The organism is Curtobacterium sp. KBS0715 (assembly GCF_005938005.2).
GTDB lineage: Bacteria > Actinomycetota > Actinomycetes > Actinomycetales > Microbacteriaceae > Curtobacterium > Curtobacterium flaccumfaciens.
On the sequence record NZ_VCCA02000001.1, the window covers coordinates 184524 to 200877 of the forward strand.

The following is a 16354-nucleotide window of genomic DNA, read 5'->3' on the forward strand; positions in this document are numbered from 1 at the left end:
AGACCGTCGTCTGCGGCGTCGCGCAGCGACGATTCGTGACCACGCGGCGGGCACCAGCCGACGTGTCCTGACCGTTCGGGGGTCGGAAACGCGACCGCCTGGAGGCCCGTCCCGCGTCCCGGAGACCGGCGCCGGCCCTCCAGACCGTCACGCCCAGCCCCGCCGGTGGTGACGTCGGACGTCGAGCGGTCACGACACCCCGCCGGGTGGGCGCCGACCGGTCACGGACCGTCACCTGCCGCGTCGCGCAGCGACGACCCGTGACCGCACGGCAGGCATCAGCCGACGTGTCCTGACCCTTCGAGCCCGCCCCAGCCAGCACCGTGAGCAGGAATGGCCGCCTCCCGCTCGGGGAGGCGACCATTCCTGCTCACGAAGTGCTGTGGCTACGCGGTGCGACGGCGCCGCGCGACCTCCCACAGGGTGACGCTCGCGGCGATGCCGGCGTTCAGGGACTCGGTGGCGCTCGAGATCGGGATCGACACGATCGCGTCGCAGGTCTCGGTGACCAGGCGCGACAGGCCCTTGCCCTCGGAACCGACGACGATCACGATCGGACGGTCGGCGAGCTCGAGGCCGTCGAGCTCCACGTCACCGTCGCCGTCCAGGCCGAGGACGAACAGGCCCATCGACTTCAGCGACTTCAGCGTCTGCGTGAGGTTCGGGGCCATCGCGACGGGCGTGCGGGCGGCGGCACCGGCCGAGGTCTTCCACGCCGACGCCGTCACGCCGACCGAACGACGCTGCGGCACGATGACGCCGTGTCCGCCGAAGGCCGCGGTCGAGCGGATGATCGCGCCGAGGTTGCGGGGGTCCGTGATGCCGTCGAGCGCGACGAGCAGCGGGACCTGGTCGCGCGAGAACGCCTGCTCGACGATGTCCTCGGACACGGCGTACTGGTACGCCGGCACCTTGAGGGCGACGCCCTGGTGCACGCTGTCGTGTCCGGTGATGCGGTCGAGCTCGGGACGCATGAGCTCGATGATCGGCACGCCACGGTGGTTGGCGAGCGCGAGGATCTCCTTCACGCGGTCGTCGACCTCGATGCGCGACGCGATGTAGAGCGTCGACGACGGGGTCTTCGTGCGCAGGGCCTCGAGCACGGAGTTGCGCCCGGTCACCAGCTCGGAGTCGTCGGTCTTGCGTGCCGGCGGACGGCCCGTGCGACCCTGCGGGGTGCTCGAGGAACCGTGCCGGCCCTTGGCCGCCTCGAAGCGGTCCTTCGCGGCCTTGCGCTTGCCGGCGGGGTGGTACGGGCGGTCCTCGGCCTTCGGGGTCGGCTTGCGGCCCTCGAGCGCCTGGGCCCCCTGTCCGCCGGAACCGACCTGCTTGTTGCCCTTGCGACCGGTGCGGACGGCGCCGGGCCGACCCTTCTTGCTTCCCGAGACGTTCTTCATGCGTAGCTCCTGTTCGGCACTGCCGTGTTCAGGCGATGCTCCAGCGTGTTCCGGACGGCGTGTCCTCGATCGTGATGCCCGCGGCGGCGAGGTCGTCGCGCACGCGGTCGGCCGCGGTGAAGTCCCGTGCTGCCCTGGCGTCCGCGCGCTCCTGCACGAGGCGTTCGACGAGGGCGGCGAGCGGGCCTGCCGAGGTGTCGTGGCCGCCGCCCGACCAGTGGGCGGCTCGCGGGTCGATGCCGAGCACCTCCACCATCGCAGCCACCTGATGGTACGCGGTCCCGAGCGTTTCCGCATCGTCGGCGTCCAGGGCGGCGTTGCCGGTGCGCACGGTCTCGTGCAGCACGGCCAGGGCCTGGGGCACGGAGAGGTCGTCGTCCATGGCCGCGGCGAAGGCCTCGGGCACGGTCGGGGCGTCGGCGAGGTGGACGCCCTCGAGCCGGGTCTCGGCGCGCTCGAGGAACCCGGCGATGCGGTCGTACGCCGCCTCGGCCTCGGCCAGGGACCCCTCGTGGTGGTCGATCGACGAGCGGTAGTGGGCGGCGCCGAGGAAGTAGCGCACGACGGCGGGACGAGCGGATCCGAGGAAGTCCGCCGCGAAGATCGAGTTGCCGAGCGACTTCGACATCTTCTGGCCCTCGACCGTCACCAGGCCGTTGTGCAGCCAGTAGGACGCGAACGGGTCCCCGGCGGCCGTGGACTGCGCCAGCTCGTTCTCGTGGTGCGGGAAGCGCAGGTCGAGCCCGCCGCCGTGGATGTCGAACGCGGGGCCGAGGTACCGACGGGACATCGCCGAGCACTCGATGTGCCAGCCCGGGCGGCCGGCGCCCCACGGGGAGTCCCAGTTGGCCGTCGACGGCTCACCGGGCTTCGCACCCTTCCAGAGCGCGAAGTCACGGGCGTCGCGCTTGCCACGCGGGTCGGCGTCGGCGGCCTCGACCATGTCCTCGCGCCGCTGCCGGGTGAGCACCCCGTAGTCGGCCCAGCTGCCGGTGTCGAAGTAGACGTCGCCCGAGCCGTCGTCGGCGGCGTAGGCGTGCCCGCGGTCGATGAGGCGCTGGATGATCTCGTGCATCTGCGGCACGCTCGCCGTGGCCCGCGGCTCGTAGGTCGGGGGCAGGATGCCGAGGGTGTTGTACGCGGCCGTGAACTCGAGCTCGACCCGGTAGGCGCGGGCGAACCACTCCTCGTCCGTGCCGGCCGCCAGGTCGAGGACCTTGTCGTCGATGTCGGTGACGTTGCGCACCAGGGTCACCCGGTACCCGCGGTGGGTGAGCCACCGACGCCAGATGTCGTAGACGAGCGCGGACCGCAGGTGCCCGATGTGCGGCGACGACTGCACGGTCGGACCACAGACGTAGACGCTCACGTGTCCGTCGACCAGGGGCACGAGGTCGACGACGGCTGCGGCGCGGGAGTCGTAGAGGCGAACGGTCACGCCTCAACCCTAATCGGCGCGGGGCCGCGGTTTCAGGAGGGACGCACGAGTGCCGTGGCGATCGCCGCGAGCCCCTCGCCGCGGCCGGTGAACCCGAGGCCGTCGGTCGTCGTGCCGGACACGGCGACGGGCGCACCGACGACCGCGGACAGGGCGTCCTGCATCTCGGCGCGGCGACGACCGATGCGCGGCCGGTTGCCGATGACCTGCACGGTGACGGACACCGGCACGAGTCCGGCGTCGGCGAGCAGCGCGACCGCACCCCGGACGAAGACGTCGCCCGTGGCGCCGGCGTACTGCGGATCAGCGGTGCCGAAGCGTCCGCCGATGTCGCCGAGGCCCCCGGCGGAGAGCAGGGCGTCGCACACCGCGTGCGCCACCGCGTCGCCGTCGCTGTGCCCGGAGAGGCCGGGTTCGCCGGGGAAGTCGAGCAGCCCGACACGGCAGGGCGAGGCGTCGTCGAAGGCGTGCACGTCGACCCCGAGCCCGAGTCGGACCGCGACGACGGCGTCGGGCGTCCCCGCACCGGCTTCGGTGCCGGCTCCGGCACAAGCCGCCTCGGTCCGCACCCGCACGATCGACTCGGCCCGGCCGAGGTCCCACGGCGTCGTGATCTTGAAGGCGTCGGCGTCACCCGGCACGAACCGGACGGTGCCCCCGACGGCCTGGAACACCCCGGCGTCGTCCGTCTCGGACTGCGACGACACCGCGTACGCCCGCCGCAGTGCCGCGAGCGGGAAGCCCTGGGGCGTCTGCACCCCGACGAGCGCCGCACGGTCGACGGTCTCGACGACGACGTCACCGTCGACCCGCTTCACCGTGTCCGTGACGGGGAGCGCCGGCACGACGCCCGCACCGTCACCGGCGGCGACGGCGTCGAACACCCGCGAGAACTGTGCCGCGGGCGTGAGGCACCGCGCCGCGTCGTGCACGAGCACCGTGGCGACGGAGTCCGGCAGGACGGCCAGGCCGGCCTCGACCGAACCGTGGCGATCCGTGCCTCCGGCCACGACGGCCGTGTACGCGACCGCAGCACCCGCGACCGAACCGACCACCTGCCGGCACTCCTCCAGGTGCGACGCCGGTGCGACCACGACGACGAGCGTCGGTGACGGCAAGGCGAACAGGGGTTCGAGCGCCCGCGCGAGCATGAGGGAACCGGCAACGGGCACGAACGCCTTCGCGGTCCCGATGCCGAGCCGGGTGCCGGAGCCGGCCGCAACGACGACGACCGCCCGGTCCACCCCTTCGGGGAACCGTGCGGTCGTCGTTCGTGCTGTCGCGTTCAGTGCGCTGTCGTCAGGCTCAGGAAGCCAGGACCTCGTCGAGGACGGTCGATGCCTTGTCCTCGTCGGTCTTCTCGGCAAGCGCGAGCTCGGAGATCAAGATCTGCCGGGCCTTGGCCAGCATCCGCTTCTCACCCGCGGAGAGCCCGCGGTCCTGATCGCGCCGCCAGAGGTCGCGGACGACCTCGGACACCTTGATGACGTCACCGGAAGCGAGCTTCTCGAGGTTCGCCTTGTAGCGGCGTGACCAGTTGGTGGGCTCTTCCGTGAACGGCGCCCGGAGGACCTCGAACACCTTGTCGAGTCCTTCCTTGCCGATCACGTCGCGGACGCCGACCAGGTCGACGTTGTCCGCCGGGACCTCGATCGTCAGGTCACCCTGCGTCACCCGCAGTTTCAGGTAGACCTTTTCCTCGCCCTTGATGACGCGAGTCTTGACTTCAGAGATGGTTGCCGCCCCGTGATGGGGGTAGACGACGGTCTCGCCGACCTCGAATTGCATGTATCAGGCTCCGTTCCCAGACATCCAGTTTACCACAGGGGCTGTTCCGGTAAGGGGACCCTCAACGCTCGCCCCTCCCGGTGATCGCTAGGATGGACGCGGGGACCGCCCGGTCCTCATCGTGACTTACGGAGGAATCTCTTGCGACCTCGGGTACTCGTGTCCGTCGCCGTTGCGGCAACCATCGCGCTCGGCGCCACCGGGTGCGAGTTCATGTCGCCGGCCCACACCGTCGACATCAAGCAGATCACCGACGGCGTGGACGTCTCGACCGGCAAGGTCGACGTGCGGAACGCCCTCCTGATCTCGGACGACGGTGAGAGCGCCCGCTTCATCGGCACGCTCGTGAACAACGACGACCAGGACGACTACACCGTCTCGATCGAGATCGGCGGCGACACCCAGACCGTCGACGTGCCGGCGAACACCCACGTCGACCTCGCCATGGCCGCGGGTGCGGGCAGCGACGACGAGTCGAGCGTGCAAGAGGGCGACACCACGCAGGGCACCACCGCCGGTGACGCCGAGCCGATCGTGTTCGACAACGCGGACGCGAAGCCCGGTTCGCTCGTCAAGGTCTACTTCAGCTACCCCGACGCCGAGGGTGTCTCGGCGAACGTGCCGGTGCTGACGAGCTCGCAGGAGGAGTACCAGACCCTCGCGCCGAGCCCGACCCCGACGCCCACCTCGACGTCGCCGTCCGAGAGCGGCGCACAGTCGACCGGCGAGGCCGTCCCCGGCACGCAGCCGACCGACTCGCAGACGGATTCGTCCGAGGGCGACAACGGCACCGACTGACGCCGACGGGCGCGGCTGACACCGCGCCCGGATCGTTCGCACAGGAGGCCCGGTGCGAGTCCCGAGGACTCGCACCGGGCCTCCTGTCCGTCCGCCTCAGGCCTCGATGCGGTAGCCGAGGCCGCGGACCGTCACCAGGATCTCGGGGGTCGACGGGACCCGCTCGATCTTCGAACGGATGCGCTTGATGTGCACGTCGAGGGTCTTGGTGTCGCCGAAGTAGTCGGAACCCCACACCCGGTCGATGAGCTGCCCGCGGGTCAGCACACGGCCGGCGTTCCGGAGCAGCAGTTCGAGGAGCTCGAACTCCTTGAGCGGCATCGGGGTCTCGGACCCGTCGACCGACACCGTGTGCCGCTCGACGTCCATCCGGATGCCGCCGACCTGCAGGATCCCGCTGTCCGCCGGGTCGTCCTCGGTCCGGCGACGGAGCACGGCGCGGATCCGGGCCAGGAGCTCCCGGGTCGAGTACGGCTTCGTCACGTAGTCGTCGGCGCCGAGCTCGAGCCCGACGACGATGTCCACCTCCGAGTCCTTCGCGGTCAGCATGATGATCGGCGCGTTCGACCGGGTCCGGATCTGCCGGCACACCTCGGTGCCGCTCAGGCCCGGCAGCATCAGGTCGAGGAGCACCAGGTCGGGGTTCTCCGCGTCGAACTTCGACAGCGCGGTCACGCCGTCGGCGGCGACGGAGGTCTCGTACCCCTCACGCTGCAGCAGGAACTCCAGGGGCTCGCTCAGGGCCGGCTCGTCGTCGACGATGAGGATCTTGGTCACGATGGCTGCTCTTCCAGTTGCTCTTCGAGTGCTGTGGTCAGTTCGGGATCTGCCTCGGGCAGACGGATGGTGAAGGTCGAGCCCTTGCCGGGCTGCGACCAGACGCGCACGTCACCACCGTGGTTGCTGACGACGTGCTTGACGATCGCGAGCCCGAGGCCGGTGCCCCCGGTGGCGCGCGACCGTGCGGGATCGACACGGTAGAACCGTTCGAAGACGCGGTCGAGGTCGGCCTCGGGGATGCCGACGCCCTGGTCGGTGATCGCGATCTCGACGAAGCCCTTCGACGACCGCACGCCGACACCGACGCGGGTGTTGTCCGGCGAGTACTTCACCGCGTTGGCGATGAGGTTCGACACCGCGACCTGCAGCAGCCCGCGGTCGCCCATCACCCGCAGCTTCGACTTCTTGGCGCGGATGATCTCGATCGAGCGGGCGCGGGCGACGACCTCGTTCGCGTCGATCGCGGCCTGCACGATCTTGTCGATACCGGTCTCCTCGCTGTTCTCGAGCGCGTCGACGGACTGCAGCCGGGACAGCTCGATGATGTCCTTCGTCAGCGCCCCGAGCCGCTCGGACTCGGTGATCAGCTGCGCGGCGAACTTCTTCACGTGCGCGGGGTCGTCGGCGGCGAGGACGAGGGTCTCGGACAGCAGGCCGATGGCACCGATCGGCGTCTTCAGCTCGTGCGAGATGTTGGCGACGAAGTCGCGGCGGACCTCGTCGATGCGCCGGCTCTCGGTCAGGTCGTCGGCCGTGAGCAGGACGTACCGGTTGCCGAGCTGGGCGGCACGGAAGCTGAGGTAGCCGATGAGCTCCCCGTGGCGGCCGCGCGGCAGCTCGAGGTCCTCCGACCCCATCTCCCCGCTCTTGCGCACCCGGTCGATGAGCTCGAGCAGTTCGTGGTGCACCAGGCGTCGGCGCACGACGAGCCCCGCCGTGAGGGCCTGGGGGGATGCCGCGACGACGGTGTTCGACGGGTCGATGACGACCGCCGGGTTGTGCATCGTCGCGATGACCGCTGCGACGCCGTCCGGCAGGGTCCGCTCCGCCACGTCGGCAGCACGAGCCGTCCGCTCGGCGGTGATGATCAGCACCACGACGCCCGCGCCGAAGACCCCGCCGAGGAGCATCGACAGTGGCACGAGCCACGCGTTGTCCATGCCGCCAGTGTAGGGATGGTCATGCGGGGTTCCGGTACCGTTCACCGTCTGCGGAAGGCCAGAACGCGAAGCGTTCAGCCCCGCGTCACCGTTCGTTCACCTGGGCTGACGACACTCGTCCGGTACGCAGAGAGAGGTACTCCCCCATGCGCGAAGTCTTCCAGCAGGAACTCCAGGACGTCCAGGAGCGACTGACCGAGATCGCCGGGCTCGTCGAGTCCGCCATCACCCGAGCCACCCAGGCCTTCAGCGACTCCGACGTCGCCCTCGCCGAAGAGGTGATCGCCGACGACGAGAAGATCGACCTCGCCGCGAACAGCCTCGACGAGATCGCGATCGACATCCTCGCCCGCCAGGCACCGGTGGCCCGCGACCTGCGCGTCGTCGTCACCGCGCTGCGCGTCAGCTCCTCGCTCGAGCGCATGGGCGACATGGCCGAGCACATCGCGCAGCTCGCCCGCCAGCGCTTCCCCGAGAAGGTCGTGCCGAAGGGCCTGCGCAGCACGTTCAAGGAGATGGGCCGGCACGACGTCGCGATGGCGCAGAAGCTCACGCGGCTGCTCGCCACCGAGGACATCGCGCTGTCGGCCGAGATCCGCGACGAGGACGACGCCGTCGACGAGCTGCACGCCAGCGTCTTCGACTTCGTGCTCGGCGAGGCCTGGAAGGGCGGTCCGATCGACACCGTCGACGCCACCCTGGCCTCCCGCTACCACGAGCGCTTCGCCGACCACGCGGTCTCGATCGCCAAGAAGGTCGAGTACCTGGCGACCGGCGACTGGACCGGCGCGTCCACCTCGACCGCGGCGGTCTGACCCGGCCCGATCGGTCTGACCCGGCCCGATCGGTCTGCGAGGATCGTGGCATGGCCCAGGTCGCGATCATCGTCAACGGCATGCCCGGTTCCGGCAAGAGCAGCATCGGCACGGCACTCGCCGAGGTGCTCGGCTGCCCGTTCCTGTCGAAGGACCGCATCAAGGAGCCCCTCGCCGACGTCGTCGGCCCGATGATCGCCTCGCGGCCGCTCGGTGGCATCGCGATGGACACGATGTGGTCCATGGCGCGGGCCGTCGAGAACGGGGTCGTCCTCGACGCCGTCTGGCTGCCGTCGCGTGACCGGAACCGACTGGAGGCCGGACTCGCGTCCGCCGGGTCGCCTCGCGCCGTCGAGGTGTGGTGCGACACGGACCGCGCCACCGCCGAACAGCGGCTGCGCGACCGGTACGAACCGGGCACCGTGCCGGTGCGGCACGAGGTGCACGGGGACCTGGCCGACGTGCTGGCCTTCTGGGACGAGCACGGCGACGACGCCCGGCCCGTCGGGCTGCCCGGCGTCCCGGTGATCCGGGTCGACACGACGAAGCCCTACGACGTCGGGGCCCTGGTGCAGGAGATCGCGTCGCACTTCGTCTGACCAGCCACGGCTCGTCGAGCCGACCGTGCTGCCGAAGCGACAGGTCGTCGACGGGGCGATCCGTTCCTCCTGGCAGAGCGACAGGAGTCGGCGGGACGTCGGCGGCCCACTGTCGCCCTCGCGAAGCCCGGCACACGCACGAACGCCCCGCCCGGATGCCGGACGGGGCGTTCTGCGTGGGTGCTACTTCTTGGCGCCCTGGGCGGCCACGGCGGCGGCGCCGGCGGCGGCGGCCTCGGGGTCCAGGTAGTACGCGGGCTTCGTCGGCGTGAAGTCGTCGTCGAGCTCGTACACCAGCGGGATGCCCGTCGGGATGTTCAGGCCGGCGATGTCGTCGTCGGAGATGCCGTCGAGGTGCTTCACGAGCGCACGCAGCGAGTTGCCGTGGGCCGTGACGAGCACGGTCTTGCCGGCGGCGAGGTCCTTCGTGATGTCGGACTCCCAGTACGGCAGCAGACGGTCGATCACGAGCTTGAGCGACTCGGTGCGGGGCAGCTGGTCGCCGAGCTCGGCGTAGCGGCGGTCACCGAACTGCGACCACTCGGCGTCGTCGGCGATGGGGGGCGGCGGGACGTCGAACGAGCGGCGCCACTCCATGAACTGCTGCTCGCCGTACTCGGCCAGCGTCTGGGCCTTGTCCTTGCCCTGCAGGTCGCCGTAGTGGCGCTCGTTGAGGCGCCAGTCGCGCTTCACCGGCAGCCAGGCCAGGTCGGCCTGCAACAGCGCGATGTCCGCCGTCTGGATCGCACGGGTCAGGAGCGAGGTGTACAGGACGTCGGGGACGATGCCGGACTCGGCGATGAGGTCGCCGGCGCGCTTCGCCTCCTTCTCGCCCAGCTCGCTGAGCCGGACGTCGACCCAACCGGTGAACAGGTTCTTCTGGTTCCAGTCACTGTTGCCGTGACGGAGCAGGACGAGCGTGGAGGTCATGCCTCCGAGTCTACCGAGCGGTACCGGCCCCGTACCCTTGACGCATGCCCATCGGGAACGTGACGCGCGGGACCACCGGGTACAACCGGCTCCGCCGCGTCGACCGGTGGATCGCGACCCTGCCGGTGCTGCGCCGGACGGACGACCCGCTCGTCGCCGACGTCGGTTACGGGGCTTCGCCGACCACCACCCTCGAACTGCGCGACCGGCTGGCCGCCGTCCGACCCGACGTCGAGGTGACCGGCGTCGAGATCGAGCCCTCGCGGGTCGCGCTCGCGAACGCCGGGACCCGCGACGGCGTGACGTTCCGCCTGGGGGGCTTCGAGACGCCGACGCCCGGGCAGCGCCGGCCCGCCGTCATCCGGGCCTTCAACGTGCTGCGGCAGTACGACGAGTCCGCGGTGGTCGGGTCGTGGCGGATCATGCAGGACCGGCTGCAGCCCGGCGGTGCGCTCGTCGAGGGGACCTGCAACGAGGTCGGTCGGGTGGCCTCGTGGGTGACGCTCGACGACGTCGCTCCGCAGACCTTCACGGTGTCGCTCCGGCTCGCCGGGCTCGACGTGCCCTCGATCGTCGCCGAGCGCCTGCCGAAGGCGCTGATCCACCGCAACGTGCCCGGCGAACGGGTGCACGCGTTCCTGCGGGACCTCGACCTGTCGTGGGCGGTCGCCGCACCGCTCGGCACGTACGGGCCCCGGCAGCGGTGGATCGCCACCGTGCGCGGGATGCGTGACCGCGGCTGGCCCGTGCTGCACGGGGTGACGCGCTGGCGGCTCGGTGAGCTCAGCGTCCCGTGGTCGGCCGTCGAGCCCGCCTGACGCCAGCGCGCAGGCTAGGAGCGCTTGACGGCTCCGAGGCGGGGCAGGCGCGGCACGTTCGCCGTGGCACCGGCCTCGGGCGGGACGATGGTCTCCTGCGCCGCGGTCACCACGACGTCGTCGGCCTCGAGCCGCAGGATCGCGGTGGGGTCGAGCGAGCGCTTCACCACGGCGAGCCCGATCGGCCCGAGCTCGTGGTGGATCGCCGACGCCGACAGCCGGCCGACGGGCTTGTCGTCGAGCAGCACCGGCGTGCCGGGCGCCGGCAGCACGCCGTCGGACCCGTCGAGGTGCAGCAGCACGGCCCGTCGCGGCGGGTGCCCGAGGTTGTGGACCTTGGCGACGGTCTCCTGCCCGCGGTAGCAGCCCTTCGACAGGTGCACGGCGGAGCGCAGCCAGTCGAGCTCGTGCGGGATCGTCCGCTCGTCCACGTCGGACAGGGTCGGGCGCCACGCGGCGATCCGCAGTGCCTCGTGCGCGAGCAGCCCAGCGACGGGCACGTCCGACGCGGCGATCGCGGTCGCGGTGCCGGGGGTGACCACGGCGATGCGGAGGGTCCAGTCGGAGCCGGGGTGGGCCTCCGGGGCGGCGTAGCCCCACCCGCCCGGCGTGACGGCGCCCCACGGGTCGACCCACTCGGCGACGGGCGGTTCCGGCAGTTCGACGGACGCGAACGGGGCGTCCGCCGCGAACCAGCCGAGGGTGACGAAGTCGGCGGAGCGGTCGGCGACCTCGACCCGGAGCATGAAGCGCATCGAGTCGAGCCACCCGGCGAGCGGCGCAGCGTCAGCGCGTTCGGTGAGCAGCCAGACCGTCGCACCGTCGTCGACGACGCGGGCCGCGTGCTCGACGCGTCCGGCCTGGTCGAGCACGAGCGTCTCGGTGCTGACGCCGGTCGGCAACCCGGTGAGCTGCTGTGAGGTGATCGAGTTGAGCCACGACAGCCGGTCCGGTCCGGTGACGGTGACGACACCGAGTCCGAGCTCGACGACGGCACGCCCCCGGGTCAGCAGGCGCTGCTCCCCGATCGGGTTGCCGAAGTGCGCGGCGACGGAGTCGGCGGCGACGAAGCCGTCACGCGCGGCGAACACCGACATCAGTCGACCTTCGCGAGCTGCCCCGAGGCGTGCGAGGTGAGTTCGCGACCGAGCGCGGCGATGTCCCACGCCCAGAAGAGCTTGCCCTCGACCAGTCCGTACAGGCGGGTCGCGGCGGAGTAGTCCTTCGCGTTCGGCGAGCGCAGCACGGCGTCGGTCGACAGGTCGATCCGGCCCTTCAGCACACGGCCGACGTAGAGCTCGTTGACGCCCGTCGGGTGGATGATCGCGGCCTCGACGTCGAAGCCGTCCGTGGTGTTGCGGAGCGCCTCGACGCTCTCGACCGTGCTGAAGGGCGTGGGCCCGTCGCCCAGGAGCATCGCGGGGCCGCGGTCGCCGGGCTCGGTCGGACGGTCGATCCGCCAGTAGCCCATCTCGGCGGCGAGCGGGGTGCGGTCGTCGTCGAGCAGCCAGGTGGTCGACGAGTAGTTCAGGTACGGCAGGCCGTCGTGGCTGAAGCTGACGCGCTGGCCGAACTCGTAGTTCCGGACCTCGTCGTCGTCACCGACCGGGTACTCGACCACACCGGTGCCCTCCCACACGCCGACCAGCCACGACAGCGGGACCAGTTCGGGGGCGAGGCCCTCGGGCAGCTCGATCAACGCTGGCCCTTGAACAGCTTCACGACGACGACCACCGAGATGAACGCGATCGCGAGCGACGCCAGGCCGAGGAGGCCGACGTAGAAGAGCTCGAGCGCAAGCAGCGAATCCATGCTCGGAGTCTACGCGGCTCGGCTCAACGCGCCAGGAGCACCACCGCGGTGACGAGGACCACGACGAACGCCCCGGACGACGCGATGCTGATCCGTTCGACCAGACCGTCCTTCGTGGCGGTGATGAGCTGCAGCACGAAGCTGACCATCACGCAGGCGACGAAGACGAGCAGCAGCCAAGCGAAGGCATCGCGCTCGGCCACGGTCAGCACGAGCACGGCCCCGACGACCGCCAGCACCCAGACCGGCAGGACGGACGTCAGCCGCAGGCGACGCTGGTCGGTGGGGTGCACGGGCTCGGTCACGCGCTCCATCATGTCAGGGACGTGCGGAACGCACGCACCGTGCGGTGCGGGACGACGCGCAATCCGTCCGGCCGGATGAGTCCTTCCCGAGCATCACTAGGATGTCTCCACGACGTCATCCACCTCCGGAGGTCCTGTGGCACAGCTCCTGGTACTCACCTCGACCGCGCCCGGAGACGTCCTGCCGAGCCTGGGCCTCCTGAGCCACCGGATCCGCCACGTGCCGGCCGAGGCCGCACAGCTGGTCAACGCCCCGCAGAGCGACCTGATGTTCGTGGACGCCCGCACCGACCTGGTCAGCGCGAAGGCCCTGTGCAAGATCCTCGCCTCGTCGGGGTCGACCACGCCGATCGTGCTCGTCGTCACCGAGGGCGGGCTGACCGCCGTGAACAGCGACTGGAACGTCGACGACGTCGTGCTCGAGAGCGCCGGCCCGGCCGAGATCGACGCCCGCATCCGGCTGTCGGCCGGTCGTGCGGCGAAGGGCCAGACGAGCTCGAAGATCCAGGCGTCCGGCGTCGTCATCGACGAGGCCAGCTACTCCGCCAAGGTGCGCGGCCGGCCGCTCGACCTGACGTTCAAGGAGTTCGAGCTCCTGCGCTTCTTCGCCACCCACCCGTCACGCGTCTTCACCCGCGAGCAGCTGCTCAGCGAGGTCTGGGGCTACGACTACTTCGGTGGCACCCGCACGGTCGACGTGCACGTCCGACGACTGCGCGCCAAGCTCGGCGACCTCGAGTCGCTCATCGGCACCGTCCGCAACGTCGGGTACCGCTTCAACGTCTACGACGACGAGGCCGAGCGCCTGATGGGGCAGTAGTGCTGCCCGACCTCGGCAGCTTCGTCGCCCCCGGCGAGGCTCCCCCGTTCTCCGACCAGACCCTGGTCGACGTCCGCGCGGGGCGCGCGACCGTCCTGACCGTCGACCACGGGGTCGCGGTGGTCCGTGACGGCGAGCTGGAGTTCGTCGTCGCCCAGGAGGCCCGTGGCCGGGGCATCGGCACGGCCCTGGTGTCGCAGGCACTCGCGCTGGGCGGCGGGGCCGCTCCCCGGCTCGCGTGGGCGCACGGGGACCACCCGGCAGCGCGTGCGCTGGCCGACCGGTTCGGCTGGCGCGCGGCCCGCACGCTGCTGCAGCTCCGGGCACCCGTCGCCGAGTCCGATGTGGACGTCGCCGCCGACGTCGAGCTGCCCGACGGCTACTCCCTGTCGGCGTTCCGCCCCGGCACCGACGACGAGACCGACTGGCTCGCGCTGAACGCCGCCGCCTTCGCCCACCACCCCGAGCAGGGTCGGATGACGCTCGACGACCTGCACGCACGCGAGGCCGACGACTGGTTCGCAGGCGAGGACCTGCTGCTGCTCCGCGACGCCTCCGGGCAGCTCGCGGGCTCGTGCTGGCTCAAGGTCGAGGACGGCATCGGCGAGTTCTACGCCGTCGCCGTGCGGCCCGACCTGCAGGGGCAGCGGCTCGGCGGTGTGCTCATGCGTGCGGGCACCGCTCGGCTGCGCGGCCGCGGCCTGACCGCCGCCGCACTGTACGTCGAGGGCGACAACGAGCCGGCGCTGGCGCTGTACCGGCGCTCGGGGTTCACGCAGCACGCGATCGACGTGCAGTACGCGGCGCCGGAGCAGGCCGCCGGCCGGTAACATTGCGTGGTCGGCGAGGGGTCGGCCATCGGGGGGATCGGGGAACGCGTGGCGCAGGACCGTCAAGGGCAGTACGGCCAGGGCGAACCGCTCGGTGCGTCCTACCGACTGGTCGAACTGCTCGGGACCGGCGCCAGCGGAGAGGTCTGGCGGGTCGAGCACTCCGCGACCGGCGAGGCCTTCGCGGCCAAGCTCCTGCGTGCCGAACTCGCCGCCGACCCGCAGATCGTCGAGCGCTTCGTCCGCGAACGCTCGGTGCTCCTCGCCCTGCAGCACCCGTCCATCGTGCGCGTCCGCGACCTCGTCGTCGAGGGCGACCGGCTCGCGATCGTCATGGACCTGGTGCCGGGTGGGTCCGCCCGCGACCTGCTCGCGGCGAACGGTCCGCTCCTCCCGAGGGACGCCCTGACCATCACCGCCGAGACCCTCGACGCACTCACCGCGGCGCACGAGCAGGACGTCACCCACCGTGACGTGAAGCCCGACAACGTCCTGCTCCAGACCGCGTGGGTCCCCGGTGCCACCGGTGACGTCCGGGTCACCGACTTCGGGATCGCGTCGGTCGTCGCCGAACGCGAACGCACGACCACCGGGCTCCTCGGCACGCCGCAGTACATGGCACCCGAGTCGATCAGCCACGGACGCTCGGGTCCGGCAGCCGACGTCTACGGTGCCGGGGTCATGCTCTACGAGCTACTGTCCGGTCGCACGCCGTTCGCCGGACCGGGCACGGACTTCGCCGTGGCCTACCGCCACGTCACCTCGAACCCGCCCCCGCTCGACGTGCCCGACGCCCTGTGGGCCGCGGTGTCCGCCCTGCTCGCGAAGGACCCGAACGCCCGTCCGTCGGCGGCCGACGCGGCGGGGACCCTCCGTCGGCTCGCACGGTCCCTCGCCTCGGCACCCGCACTGGTCGCCTCCAGCGACCCGGACTCGTTCGACGAGGTCGAGCGTCCGGCGACCGTCGTCCGCGGGGTCCGTCCCGACGACGCGACGGGATCCCGGACCACCGCCACCGGGGACGACGCCGCGGTCGTCGGGCCGGCCCCGGAGCTCGGCCCCGCCGGGTCGCAGACCGTCATCCGGCCGATGGCGCGGCAGCCGCTGCCCGCCGCACCGGCCGCTGAGCCCGAACCGACGCGTCGGTTCGCCCGCCCGGAGTGGCTGACCGACCGTGCGCTCCTGTTCGGCGGCATCGGCGTCGTGCTCGTCGCCGCGCTGGTCGTCGGTGGCGTCGTGTGGCTGCCCGGGGCCCTCCGGAAGACGCCGGGCACCGGTACCGCGACCGCACAGGCCGCCAACGCCTACCAGCAGGACCGGCCACTGCCCACCGGGCTGGCGACCACACGGCGCGCCACCGTCGACCCGGCGAAGGGCACCGTGGACCTGCGCGTCACGTACGCGGCGCAGGCGGCCACCCTCAGCGGACCGTTCCTCGAGGTGCTGCCGGGTGCCCGCTCGGGAGCCTCCTGCCCCGCCGTCACCTGGTCCGGCGAGGGCATCACCGCGAAGCGCAACCAGCCGTCACTGACCGGCGTGGACACCGCGTGCGCGTGGAGCCTGTCCGGCGTCGAGGTCCCGGCTGGCGGAGACGTCACGGTCGAGGCCTCGGTGCCACTCACTGTCAAGGACGGTGCAGCGCTGCAGACCTGGCTCGACGGCGTCGGCGAGGCGACCACCGCAGCCGTGACCGACGACGCCGTGCGAGGGACCGCCTACCCCGTCCAGCGGTTGCAGGGCGTCGAGGTCCGGACGCCCGACCGGACGGTCAGCCAGACGGCACTGCCGGTGACCCTGGTGCCGGTCTGGCCGAACGGTGCCGACGAGCTCAACCCGCTGTACCGCAGTCCGAGCAGCGGGCGCCCGTCGCAGATGCTCGTCGACGTGGCCGGCGGGGAGTCCGGCGTACGGTTCGCCGACGGCTGCTCGGGCGCGTTGGCCGTGTCGTCCGACGGGCTCGTGGTCACCGCACTCTCCGTCGCCCCGTCGTGCACCGTCCGGGCGACGGTGGGGAACTTCACGAACCTCGAGAGCTCGCCCTTCGGGATCACGACGCGCGACTGA

General features: G+C 71.6%; 17 protein-coding genes. 7 read left to right on the top strand and 10 right to left on the bottom strand.

Translation table 11 applies throughout. The features are described from left to right. Window positions 1-386: 386 nt before the first annotated feature. Genes rlmB through FFG40_RS00965 form a run of 4 tightly spaced genes read right to left on the bottom strand, consistent with a single transcriptional unit; the run spans window position 387 to window position 4623 of the window. Window positions 387-1397, bottom strand: a complete 1011-nt coding sequence (gene rlmB, locus FFG40_RS00950; RefSeq protein WP_027466607.1) for a 23S rRNA (guanosine(2251)-2'-O)-methyltransferase RlmB — start codon at window positions 1395-1397, stop codon at window positions 387-389. Window positions 1398-1425: 28 nt separating this feature from the next. Continuing rightward, on the bottom strand, window positions 1426-2835 hold the full coding sequence (gene cysS / locus FFG40_RS00955; RefSeq protein WP_138801963.1) for a cysteine--tRNA ligase: 1410 nt from the start codon (window positions 2833-2835) through the stop codon (window positions 1426-1428). Between the two features lie 32 nt (window positions 2836-2867). Next, a complete protein-coding gene (gene ispD / locus FFG40_RS00960) occupies window positions 2868-4124 on the bottom strand; it encodes a 2-C-methyl-D-erythritol 4-phosphate cytidylyltransferase (RefSeq protein WP_395876581.1) in 1257 nt (418 codons plus the stop codon). A gap of 16 nt (window positions 4125-4140) precedes the next feature. Further along, entirely contained in the window at window positions 4141-4623 is a 483-nt protein-coding gene (locus FFG40_RS00965) for a CarD family transcriptional regulator (RefSeq protein WP_017888066.1), read from the bottom strand. A 141-nt stretch (window positions 4624-4764) separates the two neighbouring features. Here FFG40_RS00965 and FFG40_RS00970 point away from each other — a divergent pair, with 141 nt between their 5' ends. After that, window positions 4765-5421: a hypothetical protein gene (locus FFG40_RS00970; RefSeq protein WP_138801965.1), complete on the top strand. Its 657-nt coding sequence runs from the start codon at window positions 4765-4767 to the stop codon at window positions 5419-5421. 96 nt (window positions 5422-5517) lie between these two features. Here FFG40_RS00970 and FFG40_RS00975 read toward each other — a convergent pair whose 3' ends face one another. Then, on the bottom strand, window positions 5518-6198 hold the full coding sequence (locus tag FFG40_RS00975) for a response regulator transcription factor (RefSeq protein ID WP_027466611.1): 681 nt from the start codon (window positions 6196-6198) through the stop codon (window positions 5518-5520). Beyond that, window positions 6195-7361, bottom strand: a complete 1167-nt coding sequence (locus FFG40_RS00980) for a cell wall metabolism sensor histidine kinase WalK (RefSeq protein WP_027466612.1) — start codon at window positions 7359-7361, stop codon at window positions 6195-6197. Before FFG40_RS00980 ends, FFG40_RS00975 begins: the two co-directional genes overlap by 4 nt. 146 nt (window positions 7362-7507) lie before the next feature. Between FFG40_RS00980 and phoU the strand changes: the two genes are divergently transcribed. After that, window positions 7508-8176, top strand: a complete 669-nt coding sequence (gene phoU, locus FFG40_RS00985; protein WP_027466613.1) for a phosphate signaling complex protein PhoU — start codon at window positions 7508-7510, stop codon at window positions 8174-8176. Between the two features lie 50 nt (window positions 8177-8226). Continuing rightward, window positions 8227-8775, top strand: coding sequence for an AAA family ATPase (locus FFG40_RS00990; protein WP_138801966.1), 549 nt, complete (start codon window positions 8227-8229; stop codon window positions 8773-8775). 183 nt (window positions 8776-8958) lie between these two features. Here FFG40_RS00990 and FFG40_RS00995 read toward each other — a convergent pair whose 3' ends face one another. After that, window positions 8959-9705: a phosphoglyceromutase gene (locus tag FFG40_RS00995; protein ID WP_071244006.1), complete on the bottom strand. Its 747-nt coding sequence runs from the start codon at window positions 9703-9705 to the stop codon at window positions 8959-8961. A 44-nt stretch (window positions 9706-9749) separates the two neighbouring features. Between FFG40_RS00995 and FFG40_RS01000 the strand changes: the two genes are divergently transcribed. Then, on the top strand, window positions 9750-10523 hold the full coding sequence (locus FFG40_RS01000) for a class I SAM-dependent methyltransferase (protein WP_138801967.1): 774 nt from the start codon (window positions 9750-9752) through the stop codon (window positions 10521-10523). Window positions 10524-10537: 14 nt separating this feature from the next. Here FFG40_RS01000 and FFG40_RS01005 read toward each other — a convergent pair whose 3' ends face one another. The 3 genes from FFG40_RS01005 to FFG40_RS01015 form a co-directional block, all read right to left on the bottom strand. Beyond that, the gene (locus FFG40_RS01005) at window positions 10538-11620 is read right to left on the bottom strand and encodes a folate-binding protein YgfZ (RefSeq protein ID WP_138801968.1); all 1083 of its coding nucleotides are present in this window, start codon (window positions 11618-11620) and stop codon (window positions 10538-10540) included. Continuing rightward, entirely contained in the window at window positions 11620-12222 is a 603-nt protein-coding gene (locus FFG40_RS01010) for an FABP family protein (protein WP_111102485.1), read from the bottom strand. The genes FFG40_RS01005 and FFG40_RS01010 overlap by 1 nt, the downstream gene beginning before the upstream one ends. A 136-nt stretch (window positions 12223-12358) precedes the next feature. Beyond that, a complete protein-coding gene (locus FFG40_RS01015; protein WP_128780538.1) occupies window positions 12359-12640 on the bottom strand; it encodes a hypothetical protein in 282 nt (93 codons plus the stop codon). A 136-nt stretch (window positions 12641-12776) separates the two neighbouring features. Here FFG40_RS01015 and FFG40_RS01020 point away from each other — a divergent pair, with 136 nt between their 5' ends. Genes FFG40_RS01020 through FFG40_RS01030 form a run of 3 tightly spaced genes read left to right on the top strand, consistent with a single transcriptional unit; the run spans window position 12777 to window position 16354 of the window. Next, a complete protein-coding gene (locus tag FFG40_RS01020) occupies window positions 12777-13460 on the top strand; it encodes a response regulator transcription factor (protein WP_017888078.1) in 684 nt (227 codons plus the stop codon). Beyond that, window positions 13460-14290: a mycothiol synthase gene (mshD, locus tag FFG40_RS01025; protein WP_138801969.1), complete on the top strand. Its 831-nt coding sequence runs from the start codon at window positions 13460-13462 to the stop codon at window positions 14288-14290. Before FFG40_RS01020 ends, mshD begins: the two co-directional genes overlap by 1 nt. 48 nt (window positions 14291-14338) lie before the next feature. Further along, window positions 14339-16354, top strand: a complete 2016-nt coding sequence (locus FFG40_RS01030) for a serine/threonine-protein kinase (protein ID WP_138801970.1) — start codon at window positions 14339-14341, stop codon at window positions 16352-16354.